Genomic DNA, 21,461 nt, shown 5'->3' with positions numbered 1-21,461 from the left:
TTTATTATTTAATTTATAACCTTTAAAATAATAAATATTTAACATTCATGTAATAGTGTTTAAATAAATATTATTCCAACACACCCTCATTTATTTATCATTAAATTTAAATCAACTTAATTAATCATTAATTCACTATTCAAATCATGTCGGCTAGTCATTAACAATTCTGTTAGTAAGGTCACAATATTATTCGTGTTCATTAAATGTTATTGTTTTTTTAATTTAAACAAATCAAAAACTACAATAAATACAAATGGATAAAATATATTGTGACTTTAATGTTAATTAAAGCATTCAGTATTGGTGATTAGTGTACCAATATTGAACATTTCATCGCTAAGTGGATGATTTTTACAATATTGGTGAGTAGTGTAGCAACATGAAAACTTAAATCGCCTTTAATTTAAGGTTTTCAATATTGGTGACTTAGGTTTTATTTTTAAATATTAATTTAATGATAATTATATATTAGTAAAACACAGACTATATCTATTAAACATATTTCCAGGAGATGTAATGAAAATTATTACATGCTATAAATCTGTCCCCGATGAGCAAGACATTATTGTTAATAGCTCAGATGGTTCTTTAGATTTTTCTCGTGCTGAGACTAAGATTAGCCAATATGATTTAAATGCAATAGAAACTGCAAATCAAATAAAAGCACAACAATCTGATAGCCAAGTTATTGCATTAAGTATTGGAGGCAAAGCGCTTACCAATATGAAAGGTCGTAAAGATGTACTATCTCGTGGCCCTGATGAATTAGTCGTGGTCATTGATGACCAATTCGAACATGCCCTTCCTCATCAAAGTGCAGTCGCTCTGAGTAATGCAGCAAAAAAAATTGGCTTCGATCTTATTATTTGCGGCGATGGTTCTGCCGATCTTAATGCTCAACAAGTCAGCATGCTACTGGGTGAAGAGCTCCAAATTCCAGCTATTAACGGCATTAAAAAAATTATTTCAATCACTCAAGACACGCTTGTTGTTGAGCGTGAACTCGAAGATGAAATTGAAACTTTATCAATTACCTTACCTGCCATCATCGCCGTCACATCGGATATTAACGTCCCTACAATCCCTTCAATGAAAGCGATTCTTGGCGCAGCGAAAAAGCCGGTTCAAGCTTGGAATATTGCAGATATTGGCTTAGATGAAGTGCCTACTTTGTCAGCACAAGTCATCGCAGCACCAAAACAAAAAGTACGTCAACGTATCATTATTGAAGGTGATGGCGATGACCAAATTGCACAGTTTGCTGAACATTTAAGAAAAATCATTAATTAATTGGGGGAGTTATGAGCAAATTATCGACCGTTTGGGTATTCAGTGACATGACTTCTCGCTTAGCTGAATTAATGGGTGGCGCACTAACGCTTGGTGAACAAGTGAATGTGCTCGCTCTAGATGAAGCGCAAAGTACACTCGCGTTTCAACTTGGCGCTACGCACGTTTTTCAATTAGATGGCAAGCCCGACGACCGCATTATTGAAGATTATGCAGATACCATTGTGAGCGTCATCAAACAGCATGGCGACACAGGATTACTTTTATTACCAAACTCACGTCGCGGTAAGCTTTTAGCGGCACGTTTAGGTGCAAGACTGCAAGCTGCGGTGTCAAATGATGCAGCTTCTGTCACTGTTGATTCAGGCACTCCAGTAATCAAACACATGGTGTACGGAGGATTAGCCTTTGGTGAAGAAACGCTAAAAACAGTCTTTTCCGTTATCACCACAACGACAGGCACCTTCGAAGCAGCACAAAGTGATGCATCACGCACAGGAACAGCTCAATCGGCATCATGGGTGGCACCAAAACACGCAATTGCGCGTACCAATGTCCAGAAAAAAGAAAGCAGCTCAGTTGAATTAGATAAAGCTCGCCTAGTCGTCAGCGTAGGGCGTGGGATCGGTAGCCAAGAAAACATTGCTATCGCACAAGCACTCGCAACAGCAATTGGCGCTGAAGTTGCCTGTTCACGTCCTGTCGCCGAAAACGAAAAATGGATGGAACATGAGCGTTATGTTGGAATTTCTAATTTGATGTTAAAACCCGAACTTTATCTTGCTGTCGGGATTTCTGGTCAGATTCAACATATGGTCGGCGCCAATGGCGCACAATTCATTGTTGCAATTAATAAAGACAAAAACGCGCCTATTTTCCAATTTGCAGATTATGGAATCGTCGGAGATTTATTCAAGATCCTCCCGGCATTAACTCACCAACTGGCTAATTGACCTTAAAACAGTAGGGAAATCCTCCCTGCTGTTGTCGTAAATTTTGGAGAAACTATGTCCGATGATATTTTTGATGCAATCATTGTAGGAGCCGGTCCTGCAGGTTCCGTTGCTGCACTGGTTCTCGCCCGTGAAGGTGCTTCAGTTCTCCTAATCGAACGAGGAAACTATGCAGGCGGGAAGAATGTCTCAGGTGGGCGCATGTATGCTCACAGTTTAGAAAGGATCATACCTGGATTTACCCAAGAAGCGCCCATTGAACGCATGATCACCCGTGAAAAACTATCTTTCATGACGGATACTGGCGCCGTTACCGTTGATTATCAAAATGGGGCAGAACAAAACCCAAATGAGACTTCTTGGTCAGTGTTACGTGGAAAACTCGACCCTTGGCTAGTAGAACAAGCTGAAAATGCAGGCGCTCAATGTATTACAGGCATTCGAGTCGATAAGCTGGTTGAACAAGATGGCAAAGTTATTGGTGTTGAAGCAGATGGTGACGTTCTCGAAGCGAGAGTCGTGATCCTCGCTGATGGCGTCAATTCATTACTCGCAGAGCAACTTGGCATGACTAAACCTGTTAGTGCTGAACATGTCGCTGTTGGTGTTAAAGAGCTTATTGAATTACCAAAAGAAGTATTACAAAACCGCTTCAATCTACAAGATAAAGAAGGTGTGGCTTGGCTATTTGCAGGTTCCCCTACAGATGGTTTGATGGGTGGTGGCTTTTTATATACGAATGATTCAACCATTTCACTCGGACTCGTTTGTGGGTTACATCACCTTAAAGAGGCTAAAAAATCCGTTCCTCAGATGTTAGAAGACTTCAAACAACATCCTATCGTTGCGCCTCTTATTGAAGGGGGAAAAATGATTGAATATGCAGCTCACGTTGTACCTGAAGCCGGACTAAAAATGCAATCAGAGTTAGTCCGTGATGGCGTATTAATCGCTGGTGATGCTGCGGGTATGTGCATGAATTTAGGCTTTACCATTCGAGGAATGGACTTAGCGGTTGCCTCCGGCGAAGCTGCTGCGAATACGGTACTTAATGCCATGAAAAGCGCAGACTTTAGCAAACAAGGCTTAAGTGAATACCTTAAGTTACTGAATGATGGTCCATTACGTGATATGAAAATGTATCAAAAAATGCCTGATTTCTTGGACAACCCTCGTATGTTCGGTGCCTACCCGGAGATGGCCGTGGGTATCGCTAAAAAACTGTTCACCATCTCAGATGAAGCCCCAATTCCTTTACGTAAAACCATGATACAGCATGCAAAAAGAGTCGGTTTTATGAATCTGCTCAAAGATGGAATAAAAGGAGTGAGAGCGATATGAGTGCGCCTGTAAACGTAGATGTCAAACTCGGGATTAATAAATTTAATGTCGATGAAGAAAACCCACATATTGTCATAAAACAAAGTCCAGACATGCAAATTCTGGAAGTATTAACCAAAGCTTGCCCCGCAGGCTTATATAAAAAACAAGATGATGGTTCAGTTCGTTTCGATTACGCCGGCTGCCTAGAATGTGGAACTTGTCGCATTCTTGGGCTAGACAGTGCCTTAGAAAAATGGGAATACCCACGCGGCACATTTGGTATTGAATTTCGTTACGGCTGATTTTGCTAGGCGTAACTCTCGAGGCTTAAACTTTCAGCTTCGAGAGTTTTACTTATTTGTCTAGGCTGACTCAGGGACTTATAATGCAACCGAAAAATTTTGATGATATTCAATTCTCCTCCGTGCATCGCCGCATCATGCTATGGGGCAGCGGAGGACCTTTTCTTGACGGCTATGTATTAGTCCTCATTGGTGTTGCTTTAGAGCAATTAACTCCACTACTCAGCTTAGACAGCGAATGGATTGGTTTACTTGGTGCCGCCACTTTAGCTGGACTATTCATCGGTACGTCTCTGTTTGGTTATATTTGTGACCAAGTAGGGCGTCGAAAAATGTTTTTAATTGATATCGTTGCTATTGGCGTTATTTCAGTTGCAACCATGTTTGTCTCAACGCCTTTGCAACTACTATTAATGCGTTTTTTAATCGGTATTGTGATTGGCGCTGACTACCCTATTGCCACGTCAATGATCACCGAATTTTCAAATACTAAACAAAGAGCTTTTGCGGTCGGTTTCATCGCGGCCATGTGGTACGTCGGTGCAACCTGTGCCAATCTTGTCGGCTACGCATTATATGATGTACAAGATGGTTGGCGTTGGATGCTCGGCAGTGCTGTCATTCCTTGTGTCGTTATTTTAATTGGTCGTTTTGATTTGCCCGAATCTCCCCTGTGGTTAATACGTAAAGGTCGAATCAAAGAATGTAATCAAATGATGACCAAATTATTTGGCCAACCGGTTATTTTTGAAGCTGAAGCCCCTCAAAAAACACGATTTATTCAATTGTTTAATAAACGACATTTTTCCTTTGTTCTATTTACTGCCATCATTTGGACTTGCCAAGTGATCCCGATGTTTGCCATTTACACCTTTGGCCCACAAATTGTTGGTTTACTCGGTTGGGATCAAGGTAAAAGTGCCGCGCTTGGTAATGTGGTTATCAGCTTATTCTTTATGTTAGGTTGCATCCCAGCCATGTACTGGTTAAATAAAATGGGCAGGCGTCCATTACTGATTGGTAGCTTTGCACTAATGACCATAGCACTGGCCATCCTTGGATTATTTTCCAATCTCGGTATTTGCTTAGTTATCATCATGTTTGCCGTCTATGCTTTTTTCTCCGGGGGGCCCGGCATTTTACAGTGGCTTTATCCGAATGAACTGTTTCCAACCGATATTCGCGCTTCCGCGGTCGGCGTTATTATGTCAATTAGCCGTATCGGTACTATTTTCTCGACATGGGCCTTACCAACGTTCATTAGCGAATATGGCATCAACAACGTGATGTTAATGGGGGCAGGCGTTTCGTTACTTGGACTGGTGGTATCGGTATTATTTGCGCCAGAAACCAAAGGATTAACCCTAGCACAAACATCAGTAATGGAAATGGGACGCAAGAAAAAATAGTAAAGACCGTACTAATACACTATTAATTAAGCATTAAACTTAGTCATAATAAATACTTTCAGTTTTCAGTTTTCAGTTTTCAGTTTTCAGTTTTCAGTTTTCAGTTTTCAGTTTTCACCAAAATTTATACTCTAAATAATTCGAGTTGTGGCAAGGCGGCAAATGAAGACATCTTGGGGAGCATACACAAGTATGTGACCCAAGGGGCTGAGTGAAGCCAACACAGCCACAGCTCGAAGTATGACGAGTAAAGTATGATTAATTCGCAGAAAATGGCATCACATCATATATAACCAACAACCATATGGTGATATACGCAAAAATTGCCGCAATTATATCATCGATCATAATGCCGAAACCGCCACCGACTTTTCTATCAAAAATACGAATAGGCCACGGCTTCCACATGTCATAAATACGAAAAATAAAAAATCCAGTCATTACCCATTCAAAATTTAGAGCTGGAATAGCCATCAAGGTTATCCACATGCCAATAAATTCATCCCAGACAATGCTGCCATGATCATGAACTTTCATGTCATCTGAAGTGCGTTGGCAAATCAAGCATCCAATCCAAAAGCCGACCACAATGATAACCCAACAACTCCAGATTGGCATTTTTGCCATTAAGAGCCAAAAAGGGATCGCGGCTAACGAGCCCATTGTCCCCGGCACAATAGGAGACAAACCACTTCCGAACCCCGTCGCCAACAGGTGCCACGGATTACGCATACTTAGCCGTTTCTTTGCTTCATCCATAAATACCTTCCGAAACAAAATGATCAAAACCTTTTAGGCTGATATCCACCGCTTGGTTATGACAAAAATAGCTGATCCCTTCGGATTGTGGCTTAATTTGGCCAATACAAGTGAAACCTGAGCCTGTATGTGCCAATGCCACTTCTAAAGCGCCTCGATTTATCTCAGGAACAGTGAAACAAAGTTCGTAATCTTCACCGCCACTTAATGACCAAGTGCGCGCTTGCTCCGTTGTACAGCTTTGTTTTAATGCTTCTGACTGCGGTAATGCATCAAGATTAATCCGCGCACCACAGCCACTAGCTTTAAGCACATGGTTAAGATCAGACACTAAACCATCTGAAATATCGATTGCTGAAGACGCTAGATTTCTCAATGCTTGTCCTTGCAAAATTCGTGGTTGAGGTCGTAAATGTCGCCCCACTAACCATTCTTTATGCTGTAAGTTTTCAAGATGTAACCTATCTTGAAGTATAGCAAGTCCTGCTGCACTATCACCTAATGTCCCTGTCACATAGATCCAATCACCATTACGTGCGCCTGAACGTGACAGAGCCTTACCAACAGGTACTAAACCATGAACAGTGTAAGTTAAGCTCATTGGCCCACGAGTGGTATCACCACCAATTAATTGCATTCCATAATAATTGAGTTGTTCAAATAAACTATCACTGAAAGACGCTAACCAGGCACTATCGATTGAAGGTAGTGTAATTGCTAAAGAAACCCAAGCAGGGTCTGCGCCCATAGCAGCTAGATCGCTTAAATTTGATGCTAATGATTTATAAGCAAGGTCAGCAGGAGAAATATTAGGAAGGAAATGAATACCAGAAACTAAAGTATCAGTACTAACAGCTAATTGCTGTTTTTCCGGGATAGTCATCAACGCACAGTCATCACCAATACCGATATTTACATCACGTCGGTTTGTCGTTTGACGATTAAAATAACGCGCGATGAGGTCAAATTCGCCATATGACATGGTAGATTTTCCATTTTCGCTATACCTACTTTCATGTTACTTGAAATCAAGCCTATTACCTGAAATCAAGACACAAAAATACGAAGGTAGACCAAAATTCAGCCTACCTATTTATACTCTAGTGTTACAGGGGGGAACCCTGAATTTTTTATTTTTTACGACGAACTACAGGTGCTGCTTTATCTAATACACCATTAACAAATTTATGGCTATCTTCTGCACCGAATACTTTAGCAAGTTCAATACCTTCATTGATTGCAACTTTAAAAGGTACGTCTTGGCGATAGCTCAGTTCATACATAGAAATACGCAGAATCGCTTTTTCAACTTGGCCTAGCTCTTCAAGTTGACGAGACAAATAAGGCATCATCAGTTGATCAAGCTTAATTGCATTATTTGCAACACCTGACAACAATTCACGAAAATAAGGTACGTCTACGTCCGACATATCCTGTTCGGCAATAAATTCATATTCCACATTGGCAATTGGATTACCAGATAACTGCCATGAATAGATGGCCTGTACAGCACACTCACGAGCGCGGCGACGAGCAGCAGGTTTCACAAGATTCCCCTTAAATAAAAAAACTATATCAGCCTTTTATGGCTTTCATTACATTAATCATTTCTAATGCGGTCAATGCAGCTTCTGCACCTTTATTACCGGCTTTCGTACCTGCACGCTCAATCGCTTGCTCGATATTTTCAGTCGTTAACACGCCAAACGTGACAGGTACATTACTGTTCAACGCGACATGGGAAAGGCCTGAACTACATTCACCCGCAACAAATTCAAAATGCGCAGTACCACCACGAATAACGGTACCTAAAGCAATAACTGCATCATATTTATTGGTTTCAACCAGTGCTTTTACGGCTAACGGTAGCTCATATGCACCTGGGACCCACACGACAGCAATATTGTCTTGAGAGACTTGACCAATACGCTCTAACGCATCAATCGCACCGTCCAACAGACTATCATTAATAAAATTGTTAAAACGAGCGATAGCGATAGCAACACGCGCTTGTGGCGCGGCAACAACACCTTTGATTACGTTCATAGTCGTCCTCTAATATTAATTATAACCCGCGGGGCGCGGATTTTATCACATTCTTTCATCGACCGTGCGAGTGATTTTCAGCAAACGGTTAAAAAAATACAATTACCCTATTGGTCGGAGCCTAACTCGTAGGTCATTTCCGACTTTGGTCACATCAGTAAATTCAAATTTTGGCGCATCGGATAAGGCTGCTAATGGTGAAAAGTTCACTAGACCGCGCGCGCTATCACCCAGTAATTTAGGCGCAATATACACAATGAGTTCATCAACTAAGCCCAGTTTTAACAAGGCGCCTGCAAGTGTCGGTCCCGCTTCAACCCAAATGCTATTCACATTTTTCTTAGCGAGTTGCATCATTAACACAACTAAATCGATGCCATTGTCATCCGCAAGTACTGAGAATTGTTCAACCTGACCTTGCCAAGTGACATTAACGTCAGGCTTTGAACGTATTAACCAACATTCACCCTCTAACTGAGTCACTTTATGCTCAGGTGTCACCCGATTATGATTATCTAACACTATGCGAATAGGTTGGCGCAACTGAGTTTCTGGGTATATTTGTTGTATTTCAGTTGGTAATTCATTCCAACGCACCGTTAATGAAGGATCATCAGCGATAACCGTGTTGCTAGTGGATAAAATTGCACTGGCCTCAGCACGTAAAAGTTGCACATCTTGCCTTGCCGCTGGGCTAGTTATCCACTTACTTTCCCCTGACTCGAGAGCTGTTTTACCATCTAAAGAAGCCGCAAGTTTTAACTGAATGTACGGAAACCCAGTCCGCATACGCTTTAAAAACCCGCGATTAAGCGCTTCTGAATCTTCTAATAAAATATTACTCGCAGTCTCAATACCCGCTTTAGAAAGCATATACAAGCCACGACCAGCGACTTGAGGATTAGGATCTTGCATTGATGCAACAACACGGCTGATACCCGCATTAATCAAAGCTTCTGCACAAGGTGGTGTACGGCCATGATGGCTACAAGGCTCAAGGGTCACATAAGCCGTTGCCCCTTGTGCTTTTTCACCGGCCATCCGTAAAGCATGAACTTCCGCATGAGGCTCTCCGGCTTTCTGATGATAGCCTTCCCCGACGATTTCGCCATCACGCACAATAACACAACCAACATTAGGGTTAGGAGATGTGGTAAAGCGACCTTTTTGGGCAAGTTCAAATGCCCGAGCCATATAAATGCGGTCTTGTTCAATCATCTAACTTAATCCTGTAATTTCGCTATTTCTTCACCAAATTCCCGGATATCTTCGAAGCTCCGGTAAACAGAGGCAAAACGGATATAAGCCACTTTGTCTAATTTTTTCAGTTCATCCATCACCAAACTACCAATCAATTTTGAAGGTACTTCTCGTTCACCAGTGGCGCGAAGCTGAGATTTGATAGAGATAATGGCTTGTTCTATAGCATCAGAACTAACAGGGCGTTTTTCTAAGGCTTTTTGCATCCCTCGATTCAATTTCTCTTCATCGAAAGGTTCACGGACTTCATCACTTTTAATTACCCGTGGCATCACCAGCTCGGCTACTTCAAAAGTGGTGAAACGTTCGTGGCAAAGCAGACATTGGCGACGTCTACGTACTTGGGAACCTTCACCAACGAGACGCGAGTCAATAACTTTCGTATCTACAGCGGAGCAGAATGGGCAATGCATAGCGTTTCCTGATTCTGTTTTCGGGTAGATAGTTTACCCTAGACTGGAATGAAAAACACCCTGTAAGGTAACTTACAAGGTGCTCGTGACTCTTCATACTTCTTATTGTGAGGTTGTTAGCTTCACTCCGCTACCCTAGTCACATACTTATGTATGCTCCTAGGGATATCGTCGCTTGCTGCCTACTCACAACAAGAATTATTTTGAGTATTAAATGCGATTCAAGTACTGAAAATCAATTTAATGTTGCTTAATAATTTTTCGAAATTAAGGCAATAAAGACTGTTGGTCGGCGCCTTCTTTCTCGACTTTCGCCTGAATTAAGTGCTCACGTTTCATACCCATTTTCAGTGCCAGTGCAGAAGCAACATAAATAGATGAAACAGTACCGATAGTCACACCGATTAACATAACCAGTGAGAAACCTTCCAGCATGCTACCACCAAACAAATACAGCATCAGAACGACCAACAAGGTTGTTGCTGAGGTCATAATGGTACGGCTCAATGTTTGAGTCAAAGAGACGTTCATAATTTCGTAAGGTGTACCACGACGAATTTTACGGAAGTTTTCACGAATACGGTCAGATACCACGATACTGTCATTCAGTGAGTAACCAATAACTGACATCAATGATGCCACAATGGTCATATCTACCTCTATATGAAATAGAGATAAAATACCCAATGTAATGACAACGTCATGAGCAAGTGCAATAACAGCACCCGCTGCCAAACGCCACTCAAAACGGAATCCAACATAAATCAAGATACAAATCAGCGCAGCCAACAAAGCTAAAGCACCAGTTTGAGCAAGTTCTGCCCCAACACTCGGCCCAACAAATTCGATACGCTTAACCGTTGCTTTATCATCCACATCAGTATTGATGATAGTGATGATTTCTTTACCAACTTCCTGACCCGCTGAGCCTTCAATTGGCGGTAAGCGAATCATGATATCGCGGCTACTACCGAAGTTTTGGATAAGCGGATCTTTATGAGCCGAATTCGAAAGGCTATCGCGAATTTTATCCAAATCAGCAGGCTGACTTAAGTTGATTTCAATTACTGTACCACCGGTAAAATCAAGACCCCAGTTAAAGCCTTTAACACCAATAATGGCAATAGAGGCGATCAGTAATATAATTGAAATACTAAAGGCAACGTTGTCCCAGCGCATAAAGTCATAGACTCTACGCCCGTGGTTTAATTGTTCAACAGTATAATCCTGTGCCACAACGTGCTCCTTAAATTGACAGCTTGTTAATACGTTTACCGCCGTACAGTAGGTTCACAATTGCACGTGTTCCTATAATAGCTGTAAACATAGAGGTTGCGACACCTATAGCTGTCGTAATTGCAAAGCCTTTAATCGAGCCTGTACCTACTGCATAAAGAATAATTGCAGTAATTAGTGTCGTTAAGTTTGCATCGATAATACTTGAGAAAGCGCCTTTATACCCTTCATGGATCGCTTGTTGAACCGATCGCCCATTACGTAGCTCTTCTTTGATACGTTCATTAATAAGAACGTTAGCATCGACCGCTACCGCAAGGGTTAGAACGATACCTGCAATACCTGGCATGGTTAATGTTGCTCCTGGTAACAGAGACATCACTCCCACAATTAACACCAAGTTTGCCATTAGGGCACTACTCGCTATCAAACCAAATTTACGATAATAAATAATCATAAACAAAATAGAAGCTAATAGACCAGCAAGACAAGCTTTCAAACCTTGTTCAATATTCTGTAGACCAAGGGTTGGACCGATTGTACGCTCTTCCACTATTTGGATTGGCGCAATCAATGCACCCGCACGAAGCAGTAAAGAGAGCTGACGCGCTTCATTGCCGTTATCAATACCTGTAATACGGAATTTACTGCCAAAACGCGCAGAAATACGAGCCGCATTAATCACTTTCTCATCTTTTACCAAGATTGAACGACCGGCTGCATCTTTTTTGCCACTGTCTTTATATTCGACAAATAGCGTCGCCATTAGTTTGTCTTGATTATCACGAGTAAAGTCAGACATGATAGAGCCACCAGCGCTATCGAGACTAATACTGACTTGTGGTGCGCCGTTTTCATCCATTTCAGACGTTGAGTCTGTAATATGATCACCGGTTAAAATGACACGCTTATACAGGATGTATGGCACCCCATTACGATCAGATTTAACCTCTGAATCACCTGGAATACGACCAGTTTCAGCCGCTGAACTATCAACGCTAGTATTCACTAGACGAAATTCAAGTGTCGCGGTTGCACCTAAAATTTCTTTAGCGCGTGCGGTATCTTGAATACCGGGTAACTCAACGACAATTCGATCGGCACCTTGACGTTGAACTAAAGGTTCTGCAACGCCTAATTGGTTTACACGATTACGAATGATGGTGATATTTTGTGATACTGCATAGCTACGGGCTTCACGTAAACGCTCATCTGTCATAACAGCAATCATTGTGTTATTGCTGCCATCAGAAAATACGAGGTCTGGGTATTTACGTGCTAGCGTTTTCTCAGCTAAGCTACGATCATCTGAGTTACGAAAACGGACTTCGACACTATAATCATCGCTTTTACGAATAGAAGAGTACGCAATTCCTGCTTGACGCAAGTCATTACGCAAACCATCCATGTTTTGTTCCTGCAATTTACCTAATGCAGTATCCATATCAACTTCCATGAGGAAGTGAACCCCACCACGAAGGTCAAGACCTAGCTTCATCGGCTCACCGCCGACAGCTTCTAGCCATTTAGGCGTAGCAGGTGCAAGGTTTAATGCAACAACAAACTGATCACCTAACGCATTCATAATAACTTCACGAGCGCGTAATTGAACGTCTGAGTTGTTAAATCGGGCTAAAATTGCCCCATTTTCAAGAGTAATCGACTTACTCTGTATTTTATCAGTCTCTAAAGACTTTTGGACTTGGATCAGCGTTTGTTCACTGGCGGCGGTTCCCCGCACACCAGTGATCTGAACAGCCGGATCCTCACCATATAGGTTTGGAAGTGCATAAAGCAAACCGATGAGGATCGCAACGATCAACATCAGATACTTCCACAAAGGATAACGGTTTAGCACGGCAGTTCCCTTCGGGACAAATCAGAATTAAATAGCTTTCATGGTGCCTTTAGGTAACACGGCAGCAACGAAATCACGTTTGATAGTTACTTCAGTATTCTCGCTCAGCTCAAGTACAACATAACCTGTCTCAGAAACTTTAGTAACACGTCCGATTAAACCGCCAGTAGTCAAAACTTCATCACCTTTAGCGATAGATTCCATCAGTTTACGATGTTCTTTAGCACGTTTTTGTTGTGGGCGCAGGATCATGAAGTAAAAAATCAGCGCGAAAACAACAAGCATGATAACCATTGTATATGGGCTACCTTGCCCTGGTGCGCCTGCAGATGCCGCAGCTTCAGAAATAAAAAAACTCATTCAACTTTCCTCATTGTTATTGAAAGCAATCTAAAACATACACTCTAAGTAATTCAAGTTGCATATAGTACATATAAATCAAAAGAATACATATGCCACTTGAAGTAAGACCTACTACGAACTCTAAATAGTGCAAGTTGCATGAAGACGACAAATAAAGCCATTCCGATAAACATAGAAATCTATGCCACTTATGTCACAGTGATTCGGATAGCTAGACGTCATCAACGCTTAAGCAGCTTGAAGTATGACCTACTTATGCTACACAGGTTATGACAACTTCGCACTTAAATTCATTCTAGATTTAACGAAGGTTGGCTTTTACCAATCTTCAAATAAAAATCTTTCGCGAACTCTTCAAAATTACCCTCTTCAATCGCTTGACGAATACCGGCCATCAAACGTTGATAATAGCGTAAATTATGAATTGTGTTTAACCTTGCACCTAGGATTTCATTACAACGATCAAGGTGATGCAAATAAGCACGGCTATAATGGCGACAAGTATAACAATCACATTCAGCATCGAGTGTTGAAGTGTCTGACTTATACTTAGCGTTACGAATTTTTACCACGCCGTTAGTCACAAATAAATGACCATTTCGTGCATTTCGAGTTGGCATCACACAATCGAACATATCAATACCACGACGAACACCTTCAACTAAATCTTCCGGCTTACCAACGCCCATCAAATAGCGAGGTTTATCCGCTGGAATTTGAGGACAAACATGCTCTAAAATACGATGCATATCATCTTTTGGTTCACCAACGGCAAGGCCGCCTACAGCGTACCCATCAAAGCCGATTTCTACCAGTCCCTTAACAGAAATATCACGTAAATCTTCGTAAACACTACCTTGAATTATGCCAAATAATGCATTTTTATTATTGAGCTCATCAAAACGTTGGCGACTACGCGCTGCCCAACGTAAGGACATTTCCATTGACGTTTTGGCATAATCCCAATCCGCCGGATATGGCGTGCACTCATCAAAAATCATCACGATATCTGAACCGAGATCGTACTGAATTTCCATTGATTTTTCAGGACTTAAGAAGACGTTATCCCCATTAATTGGATTACGAAAATGTACGCCTTCTTCTTTAATTTTACGCATCGCACCAAGGCTGAAGACCTGGAAACCACCGGAGTCCGTCAAAATAGGTCCTTGCCATTGCATAAAGTCATGGAGATCGCCATGTAACTTCATGATTTCTTGCCCTGGACGTAACCATAAATGAAAAGTATTGCCCAACAGGATTTGAGCACCGGTCTCTTTCACTTCTTCCGGCGTCATTCCTTTGACCGTACCATAGGTTCCAACTGGCATGAACGCAGGGGTTTCTACAACGCCGCGTTCGAAAACTAGACGACCACGACGTGCATTGCCATCGGTCGTGTGTAATTCATATTTCACATTGCTCTCCTAACATCAGAAAAACAGTCTGATGCTGTATATTAACTTAAGTAAATCAGTCACTCTCAATAAGCCAACAGCGTCGCCGTCGCTGATTGAAAGTTATTCGCCCACTTGCTCAAAACGAGCGTTGGAATTTGGCGTGATGAACATTGCATCACCATAACTAAAGAAACGATATTTTTGCGTTATCGCTTCTTGATAAGCTCTCATGGTATTTTTATATCCCGCAAACGCAGAAACTAACATAATCAGTGTCGATTCCGGTAGGTGGAAATTAGTGATGAGCGCATCAATCACTTGATATTCATACCCTGGATAAATAAAGATTTGGGTATCATCAAAAAATGGAGCAATAAGTGCATTTTGGCTGGCTTTCGCGGCACTTTCTAATGAACGCACAGAAGTTGTCCCAACAGCAACAACACGATTTCCTCGCGCCTTGCAGGCCAATACCGCATCAACCACGTCTTGAGGCACTTCTGCATATTCAGAATGCATAATGTGATCTTCAATAGTATCAACGCGAACGGGTTGAAATGTACCGGCCCCGACATGCAGTGTCACAAACGCCATTTCAACACCTTTTTGACGCAGTGCTTCTAATAAAGGCTCATCAAAATGCAAACCGGCTGTTGGTGCAGCTACCGCACCTGGACGCTGGCTATATACTGTTTGATAAAGCTCTTTATCAGATTCTTCATCAGGGCGAGCAATATAAGGCGGAAGTGGCATATGACCGATTTGATTAAGAATGCTAAGCACATCTCGTTCATCATCAAAACGCAGTTCAAACAAAGCCCCATGGCGCGCCAACATTGTCGCTTTAACGCTCTCATCATCCCCTAATAAAAGCTCTGCGCCTTCTTTCGGTGCTTTTGAGGCTCTTACATGCGCTAGCACGCGATGTTCATCAAGCATACGCTCAATAAGCACTTCAATTTTACCGCCACTCACTTTTCGCCCAAACAATCTTGCAGGAATAACACGCGTGTTGTTAAACACTAGCAGATCCCCTTGCTCCAGCTTTTCAAAAATATCGGTAAAAACACCCTGCGTGAGCTTTCCTGTCTCACCATCAAGGCTTAACAATCGACATGAGCTGCGCTCTGTCTGAGGATAGTGGGCTATAAGTTCTTCTGGTAACTCAAAAGTAAAATCGGAAACACGCATTGTATTGACATCAATCTAAAAAAACAGGCGACTAGTCTAGTGCCGACCTGCCTCTAGCGCAAGATATAAGCGTAAAATCGCCGAAAAAAGCACCATTATTTAACAAATATTGAAGTAAAATTAAAAATTACTGCTCACAGACCCAATCACCAGCTCAATTATTCCCACTTTAGCTTTCTAATCTTTAATTTTCTCGTTTTTAGATTCAGTACAATCCCCATGAATTTCAGATTAAAGCAAGGCAGCAAGCAAACTGAGCCCTAGAAGCAGCGACTAGAGCGAACGAAAGATATCAGGATATCCTATAGATGTCCTATGGATTTCAAATCACAGGTAGGCGGCAAGATAAAAATATCCCGATGAGCATACAATAGTATGTGATTCGGGTATTTTTACGCAGCCAACACCCCTGTGAATTGAAAGACGACGGACATTAGGGGTATAGTAAGAACATGAATTATCTCGCTCACCTCCACCTAGCCCACACAGCCCAAAGCTCCCTACTGGGCAACATATTAGCCGACTTCGTTCGCGGCAACCCTACAGGTCTTTACGAGCCTGACGTTGTCTCGGGCATCTATATGCACCGTTCTGTAGACAAAGCTACCGACTCACACCCATTAGTCAAACAGGCTCGCGCACTCTTTCGCCCCGATTACCGGCGAGTGGCTCCAATTACGCTTGATTTAATTTGGGATCATTTTTTATCTTTACATTGGTCTAAAATCGAAGCATCAATCACATTGCCTGAGTTTGTCAGTATGGCTCGAAATACCATTGAGCCGAATCTTTGTCATACGCCTGAAAAATTTCAGGAGTTAAATGAATATATGTGGCCCCAGCAATGGCTGACACGTTATAGTCAAAAGGATTATATTGGTAAATCACTTAACGGAATGGCGAGCAGACGACCAAAACTCAGTGCGCTTAGCGGCTCTTTCGATGATTTTTTGCTACAGTATGGGCAGCTTGAACAAATTTTCTTTCAGTTTTATCCACAAATGATGAGTAAAGCGCAACAACAACTTTTTGCACAATCCCTCACAATTAATGAGTTAAAGTAAATTAATGCTTGAACTTTAGTGAAATAAAACTATCTTATTGATATTAGGTAGCTAAACCATTACTATTGATAGGTAAAAACTATCACAATGATTGGTTTTAATGTCTTTCTTACTAAGAGATAATTCCTTATCATCTTATAATCTATAAAAACCTTTAATTCACACTCATAGGAGTAAATTATGGTTCTGGTTACACGTCAAGCCCCCGACTTTACTGCAGCAGCTGTTCTTGGTAACGGCGAAATTAATGAAAATTTCAATCTGAAAAAACATATCGATGGCAAGCCTGCTGTCATTTTCTTCTGGCCAATGGACTTCACTTTTGTTTGTCCATCAGAGTTGATCGCATTTGATCACCGTTTTGAAGAATTCCAAAAACGCGGCGTAGAAATCATTGGTGTTTCTTTTGACTCTGCGTTTGTTCATGATGCATGGCGTAAAACGCCTGTAGATAAAGGCGGTATCGGTGAAGTTAAATATCCGATGGTTGCTGATATCAAACGCGAAATCATCAAAGCTTACGGTATCGAGCACCCAGAAGGTGTTGCACTGCGTGGTTCTTTCTTAATTGATAAAGAAGGCGTTGTCCGTCACCAAGTCGTTAACGACCTGCCATTAGGCCGTAATATTGATGAAATGTTACGTATGGTTGATGCACTGCAATTCCACGAAGAGCACGGTGAAGTTTGTCCAGCTCAGTGGGAAAAAGGCAAAGAAGGTATGAATGCATCTCCTAAAGGCGTTGCAGACTACCTGACTAAGAATGCTACTGCTCTGTAATTAAAACTGATTCAGTCTTTTAAAAGCGGATTTAGATCAAAGGTCTAAATCCGCTTTTTTTTAAAAAAAACCTCTCCATATGCAACTTAATAACCCTTTTTTGTAACAATTATTTCAAGTATCTCCCACTAGTTAATATTTCTTAACTCAAATGTTCAACCCTTCCCACCATTTCGTGCTATAAATTATAGACACAAATAATTAACAAATTATTTTTATTTAAATAACAATCAACGCAAATAGATATCACATCCACTGCTATCCGGAGATACTAATGATAAAAAAATCATCGGCACCCTCTGTGCTACTTCGCTCTTTATCTGTACTTTCTTTGCTTGTCTCAACACAACTGTATGCGGCTTCAGAGCCCGCAGTTGAAGCACAAAAAGGTATGGTTGTTTCATCCCAACATTTAGCCTCTCAAATTGGCGCTGACATTTTAAAGTCTGGTGGTAATGCCATCGATGCCGCTGTCGCGGTAGGCTATGCTCAAGCAGTTGTAAATCCCTGCTGTGGCAATATTGGTGGGGGTGGTTTCATGACAATTCACCTTGCCGATGGTAAAGACCTATTTATCAACTTCAGAGAGACTGCCCCTGCCGCCTCTAACGCAGATATGTATTTAGATAAAGATGGAAAATTAATCAAAGATGCGAGCCTGTACGGCTACCTAGCTTCCGGGGTTCCCGGTACAGTCAAAGGCTTAGATTATGCATTAGAAAAATATGGCACGATGAACCGCCAGCAAGTCATGGAACCTGCGATTAAACTTGCCAGAGACGGCTTCACGTTAACTCGAGCGGATACCGATGTTTTAGACACCACGACAGAACGATTCAAACAGGACCCCGAAGTGGCCCGCATATTCTTAAAACCAGATGGAAGCACTTACCAACCCGGTGACAAACTCGTACAAACAGATTTAGCTAATACTCTTGAAAAAATTGCTAAAAATGGCCCTTCAGCCTTCTATGAAGGTGATATTCCAAAAATTGTTGAAGAAGCCGCCAAGAAAAATGGTGGAATTCTCACCGCTAAAGATTTTGCAAACTACACCATCAGTGATACTACACCAATTAGCTGTACCTATCGCGGCTACAAATTTATCTCTGCACCACCACCGAGTTCTGGTGGAGTCACTATCTGCCAAACTCTCAATATTTTAGAAGGCTATGACTTAAAAGAAATGGGGTTCAATTCAGCTGATTACGTTCATACACTCACTGAAGCAATGCGCCATACCTATATGGATCGCAATACCTTCTTAGGTGACCCTGAATTCGTCAATAACCCAACAGATAAACTGCTCAGCAAAGCTTATGCAGAAGAGTTACGCAAAGAGATCAAACCGAATCAAGCCACTGCATCCACACAGGTACAACCGGGTATCGGTCCACATGAAAAACCAGAAACTACCCATTATTCTGTCGTTGATGACAAAGGTAATGCCGTTTCCACCACTTATACGATTAATGGGCGTTTTGGTTCTGTGGTTATTCCACCCGGAACAGGCTTTTTCTTAAATGATGAAATGGATGACTTCACCACTAAAGTAGGTGAAAAAAATCTTTATGGCTTGGTACAAGGGGAACGAAATTCTATCGCCCCCGGTAAGCGCCCACTATCTTCCATGAGCCCAACAATCGTGACGAAAGATGGTAAAGTTTTCTTAGTGCTCGGCTCCCCGGGTGGTTCAAGAATTATTTCAATTACCTTGCAAACCGCATTGAATATTATTGATCACGGAATGCCACCACAAGAAGCGGTCAATGCGCCCAGAATTCACCATCAATGGCTACCAGATGAAGTTTACTATGAGCAAAGAGGCTTATCTAAAGATAGCTTAGTGTTACTAGATAAAATGGGATACAAGATGGTTGAACAAACACCTTGGGGTGCAGCCGAACTGATTATGGTTGGGATACCTGAAGGCGCGGGTGTTAGTACCAAATCATCAGGTAACGACTCAGCGGTTTCAGGAAAAGTACGAGAGGGCTTTATCTACGGCTCTAATGATGTCCGTCGACCAGCAGGTAGCGCAGTAGGTGTTAATTAATGCATTAATTAACTGAGACTATAAATGATAAAACCCACTGATTAGTGGGTTTTATCACAATACAAGCACAATTAATTAAGCTTGTTTATGCACAACTGAAGGTGAAATAAATCTATCGCAAAGCACTGCAACAACCAATACCACTAAAGATGGTAATAACCACATAAGGTCTTGCTTATACAATGGAATCGACGTCATCCATTCTGGGATATACGTTTTCAGGTTATCCGAGGCTTTCACTGCGCCAATTAATCCCACTACAAAGCTTGTCAGCATCGTTGGTGCAATCACGACCGTTGGATTTCGCCACCATCTCAGCGTAAAACTCATTAATATAAGCACAATACAAGGTGGATAAATCGATACCAACACAGGTAATGAGAATGCAATTAATTTGCTCAGGCCTAGGTTAGAAACAACCATCGAGAAGAGGCCCAATATCAACACTAAGCTACGATAAGAAATCGGCACATAGCGACTGAAGAATTCGGCACATGCACAAGTTAGCCCAACTGCGGTCACCATACAAGCAACGAAAATCAATACCGCAAGGAAGAAACTACCGTAATCGCCAAAGGTATATTGCACATAAGTATGCAAAATATCTGCGCCATCCGCCGGATTCGGAATCAAAGAACCACTGTTTTCACCGAGTTTGAAAAGTGAAAGATAAACCAGTGTGAGCAGAACCCCCGCTATTAACCCAGCCCACATAGTGTAACGGGTTAACAATGACGAATTATCAATACCTCTTGAACGTGCTGCATTCACAATCACAATACCAAATACCATCGCCCCAAGTGTATCCATGGTGAGATAGCCATTAATAAAGCCATTTGAAAATGCCATATCGCGATATTCGATAGTAGACGGGATAGGAGAACCGGCAGGCCATAACACCGCAGCAACACCTAGAAGCGCAAGTGCGAGCATTTTAACGGGTGCAAGTATATGACCGACGCTATCGAGTAATTTGCCTGGGTAAAGTGAAATACCAATCACTAAGACAAAATAAACCACGCTGTAAATCAATAATAACATATCAGATTCACCACCAAACAATGGGGCGATACCGACTTTATACGATACGGTGGCGGTTCTTGGTGTTGCGAATAATGGACCGACGGATAAGTATGCGACAACAGCGAGTAATAATCCGGCTTTTTTACCTACTGGAGTACTTAACGCTTCAATACCACCACCCACTTTTGCCAGTGCGATAATGGTTAAAACGGGAAGACCGACACCAGTAACCAGAAAGCCAAGTGCAGCCGTCCAAACTTGTTCACCTGCTTGCAAACCAACCATAGGAGGGAAAATGATATTTCCTGCTCCAACAAATAACGCAAAGGTCATAAAACCTAACGCGATAATATCTCTTGATGATAAACGATGAGCCATATTATGTTAATTTTAAGTAACGAAAATAAAAAGATATGGGTATTTAACTAGCAACCCTTTGAAATTTATATGACGAGATAGAATTCTGATAAAACATATCATTAACAATATAAAATATATGATTTATTAAATCATTTGAAATGAAACGTTAAAAAACAGAAAAAACCGCCAATAACTGACGACAAGTAAAACTTTTATAGGGCAAAAAGGCAATAGCAAACCCCAAAACAAGAATAAACAACCAAACTAATTTTCAGAACTAGTGATTACTGTCAGTAAAATTAGAATATCCGTTATATGATTTGTTTAAAAAATCATCACTTAATCATTTTATCACTCATCGTTTTTATTAAA

The 21,461-nt window shown here is 41.5% G+C and carries 20 protein-coding genes; 8 read left to right on the top strand and 12 right to left on the bottom strand.

All coding sequences use genetic code 11. The annotated features are described in order from the left end of the window. The first annotated feature begins 519 nt into the window (after positions 1–519). The 5 genes from fixA (at position 520) to DD649_RS15070 (ending at position 5,280) form a co-directional block, all read left to right on the top strand. Positions 520–1,293: a putative electron transfer flavoprotein FixA gene (gene fixA, locus DD649_RS15090; protein ID WP_294108412.1), complete on the top strand. Its 774-nt coding sequence runs from the start codon at positions 520–522 to the stop codon at positions 1,291–1,293. Positions 1,294–1,304: 11 nt separating this feature from the next. Beyond that, positions 1,305–2,246 carry an FAD-binding protein gene (locus DD649_RS15085; protein ID WP_336430912.1) on the top strand — a complete coding sequence of 314 codons (942 nt, stop codon included), beginning with the start codon at positions 1,305–1,307 and terminating at the stop codon, positions 2,244–2,246. Positions 2,247–2,300: 54 nt separating this feature from the next. Further along, on the top strand, positions 2,301–3,587 hold the full coding sequence (gene fixC, locus DD649_RS15080) for an FAD-dependent oxidoreductase FixC (protein WP_336430911.1): 1,287 nt from the start codon (positions 2,301–2,303) through the stop codon (positions 3,585–3,587). Next, positions 3,584–3,871 carry a ferredoxin-like protein FixX gene (gene fixX / locus DD649_RS15075; protein ID WP_336430909.1) on the top strand — a complete coding sequence of 96 codons (288 nt, stop codon included), beginning with the start codon at positions 3,584–3,586 and terminating at the stop codon, positions 3,869–3,871. The genes fixC and fixX overlap by 4 nt, the downstream gene beginning before the upstream one ends. Before the next feature lie 80 nt (positions 3,872–3,951). Continuing rightward, positions 3,952–5,280, top strand: a complete 1,329-nt coding sequence (locus tag DD649_RS15070) for an MFS transporter (RefSeq protein WP_294109082.1) — start codon at positions 3,952–3,954, stop codon at positions 5,278–5,280. A gap of 258 nt (positions 5,281–5,538) precedes the next feature. Here the strand turns inward: DD649_RS15070 and pgpA are convergent, their stop codons facing one another. The 11 genes from pgpA to queA all read right to left on the bottom strand — a co-directional run bounded on the left by pgpA (position 5,539) and on the right by queA (position 15,806). After that, the gene (pgpA, locus tag DD649_RS15065; RefSeq protein ID WP_294108403.1) at positions 5,539–6,039 is read right to left on the bottom strand and encodes a phosphatidylglycerophosphatase A; all 501 of its coding nucleotides are present in this window, start codon (positions 6,037–6,039) and stop codon (positions 5,539–5,541) included. After that, positions 6,032–7,021, bottom strand: coding sequence for a thiamine-phosphate kinase (gene thiL / locus DD649_RS15060; RefSeq protein WP_336430907.1), 990 nt, complete (start codon positions 7,019–7,021; stop codon positions 6,032–6,034). Before thiL ends, pgpA begins: the two co-directional genes overlap by 8 nt. A 148-nt stretch (positions 7,022–7,169) precedes the next feature. Then, the gene (gene nusB, locus DD649_RS15055) at positions 7,170–7,586 is read right to left on the bottom strand and encodes a transcription antitermination factor NusB (protein WP_294108399.1); all 417 of its coding nucleotides are present in this window, start codon (positions 7,584–7,586) and stop codon (positions 7,170–7,172) included. Between the two features lie 28 nt (positions 7,587–7,614). After that, positions 7,615–8,085: a 6,7-dimethyl-8-ribityllumazine synthase gene (ribE, locus tag DD649_RS15050; RefSeq protein ID WP_336430905.1), complete on the bottom strand. Its 471-nt coding sequence runs from the start codon at positions 8,083–8,085 to the stop codon at positions 7,615–7,617. A 102-nt stretch (positions 8,086–8,187) separates the two neighbouring features. Next, positions 8,188–9,300, bottom strand: a complete 1,113-nt coding sequence (gene ribD, locus DD649_RS15045; protein ID WP_294109062.1) for a bifunctional diaminohydroxyphosphoribosylaminopyrimidine deaminase/5-amino-6-(5-phosphoribosylamino)uracil reductase RibD — start codon at positions 9,298–9,300, stop codon at positions 8,188–8,190. 8 nt (positions 9,301–9,308) lie between these two features. Beyond that, positions 9,309–9,758 (bottom strand): transcriptional regulator NrdR, encoded by a 450-nt coding sequence (gene nrdR, locus DD649_RS15040; RefSeq protein WP_294108395.1) that lies wholly within the window; start codon positions 9,756–9,758, stop codon positions 9,309–9,311. Positions 9,759–10,025: 267 nt separating this feature from the next. Further along, entirely contained in the window at positions 10,026–10,994 is a 969-nt protein-coding gene (gene secF, locus DD649_RS15035; protein WP_294108393.1) for a protein translocase subunit SecF, read from the bottom strand. A 10-nt stretch (positions 10,995–11,004) separates the two neighbouring features. Continuing rightward, the gene (secD, locus tag DD649_RS15030) at positions 11,005–12,852 is read right to left on the bottom strand and encodes a protein translocase subunit SecD (RefSeq protein WP_294108391.1); all 1,848 of its coding nucleotides are present in this window, start codon (positions 12,850–12,852) and stop codon (positions 11,005–11,007) included. A gap of 27 nt (positions 12,853–12,879) precedes the next feature. Next, on the bottom strand, positions 12,880–13,212 hold the full coding sequence (gene yajC, locus DD649_RS15025; RefSeq protein WP_294108388.1) for a preprotein translocase subunit YajC: 333 nt from the start codon (positions 13,210–13,212) through the stop codon (positions 12,880–12,882). Between the two features lie 293 nt (positions 13,213–13,505). Beyond that, positions 13,506–14,633: a tRNA guanosine(34) transglycosylase Tgt gene (tgt, locus tag DD649_RS15020; protein ID WP_336430904.1), complete on the bottom strand. Its 1,128-nt coding sequence runs from the start codon at positions 14,631–14,633 to the stop codon at positions 13,506–13,508. 102 nt (positions 14,634–14,735) lie between these two features. Continuing rightward, a complete protein-coding gene (queA, locus tag DD649_RS15015) occupies positions 14,736–15,806 on the bottom strand; it encodes a tRNA preQ1(34) S-adenosylmethionine ribosyltransferase-isomerase QueA (RefSeq protein ID WP_294108384.1) in 1,071 nt (356 codons plus the stop codon). Between the two features lie 452 nt (positions 15,807–16,258). On the opposite strand from queA, the gene DD649_RS15010 reads away from it, so the two are divergent. The 3 genes from DD649_RS15010 (at position 16,259) to ggt (ending at position 19,706) form a co-directional block, all read left to right on the top strand. Next, complete coding sequence (locus DD649_RS15010) at positions 16,259–16,870, top strand: ACP phosphodiesterase (RefSeq protein WP_294108382.1); 612 nt, start codon at positions 16,259–16,261, stop codon at positions 16,868–16,870. Positions 16,871–17,050: 180 nt separating this feature from the next. Further along, entirely contained in the window at positions 17,051–17,650 is a 600-nt protein-coding gene (locus DD649_RS15005; protein WP_294108380.1) for a peroxiredoxin C, read from the top strand. Between the two features lie 274 nt (positions 17,651–17,924). Continuing rightward, entirely contained in the window at positions 17,925–19,706 is a 1,782-nt protein-coding gene (gene ggt, locus DD649_RS15000) for a gamma-glutamyltransferase (protein ID WP_294108378.1), read from the top strand. Positions 19,707–19,781: 75 nt separating this feature from the next. Here ggt and brnQ read toward each other — a convergent pair whose 3' ends face one another. Further along, positions 19,782–21,107 carry a branched-chain amino acid transport system II carrier protein gene (brnQ, locus tag DD649_RS14995; protein WP_294108376.1) on the bottom strand — a complete coding sequence of 442 codons (1,326 nt, stop codon included), beginning with the start codon at positions 21,105–21,107 and terminating at the stop codon, positions 19,782–19,784. Positions 21,108–21,461: the final 354 nt, after the last annotated feature.

The sequence above is a fragment of the Providencia sp. genome (genome assembly GCF_003533305.1).
Taxonomy (GTDB): Bacteria; Pseudomonadota; Gammaproteobacteria; order Enterobacterales; family Enterobacteriaceae; genus Providencia.
Note: the sequence above shows the minus strand (reverse complement) of the source record. Positions and strands in the feature narration are given on the sequence as shown.

Bases quoted from the DNA above. Each gene is read 5' to 3' on its own strand.
- ggt (WP_294108378.1), top strand. From the start codon at position 17,925: ATGATAAAAAAATCATCGGCACCCTCTGTGCTACTTCGCTCTTTATCT.
- DD649_RS15085 (WP_336430912.1), top strand. From the start codon at position 1,305: ATGAGCAAATTATCGACCGTTTGGGTATTCAGTGACATGACTTCTCGC.
- thiL (WP_336430907.1), bottom strand. From the start codon at position 7,021: ATGTCATATGGCGAATTTGACCTCATCGCGCGTTATTTTAATCGTCAA.
- nrdR (WP_294108395.1), bottom strand. From the start codon at position 9,758: ATGCATTGCCCATTCTGCTCCGCTGTAGATACGAAAGTTATTGACTCG.
- ribE (WP_336430905.1), bottom strand. From the start codon at position 8,085: ATGAACGTAATCAAAGGTGTTGTTGCCGCGCCACAAGCGCGTGTTGCT.
- DD649_RS15005 (WP_294108380.1), top strand. From the start codon at position 17,051: ATGGTTCTGGTTACACGTCAAGCCCCCGACTTTACTGCAGCAGCTGTT.
- yajC (WP_294108388.1), bottom strand. From the start codon at position 13,212: ATGAGTTTTTTTATTTCTGAAGCTGCGGCATCTGCAGGCGCACCAGGG.
- pgpA (WP_294108403.1), bottom strand. From the start codon at position 6,039: ATGGATGAAGCAAAGAAACGGCTAAGTATGCGTAATCCGTGGCACCTG.
- queA (WP_294108384.1), bottom strand. From the start codon at position 15,806: ATGCGTGTTTCCGATTTTACTTTTGAGTTACCAGAAGAACTTATAGCC.
- fixX (WP_336430909.1), top strand. From the start codon at position 3,584: ATGAGTGCGCCTGTAAACGTAGATGTCAAACTCGGGATTAATAAATTT.
- fixA (WP_294108412.1), top strand. From the start codon at position 520: ATGAAAATTATTACATGCTATAAATCTGTCCCCGATGAGCAAGACATT.
- brnQ (WP_294108376.1), bottom strand. From the start codon at position 21,107: ATGGCTCATCGTTTATCATCAAGAGATATTATCGCGTTAGGTTTTATG.
- fixC (WP_336430911.1), top strand. From the start codon at position 2,301: ATGTCCGATGATATTTTTGATGCAATCATTGTAGGAGCCGGTCCTGCA.
- DD649_RS15010 (WP_294108382.1), top strand. From the start codon at position 16,259: ATGAATTATCTCGCTCACCTCCACCTAGCCCACACAGCCCAAAGCTCC.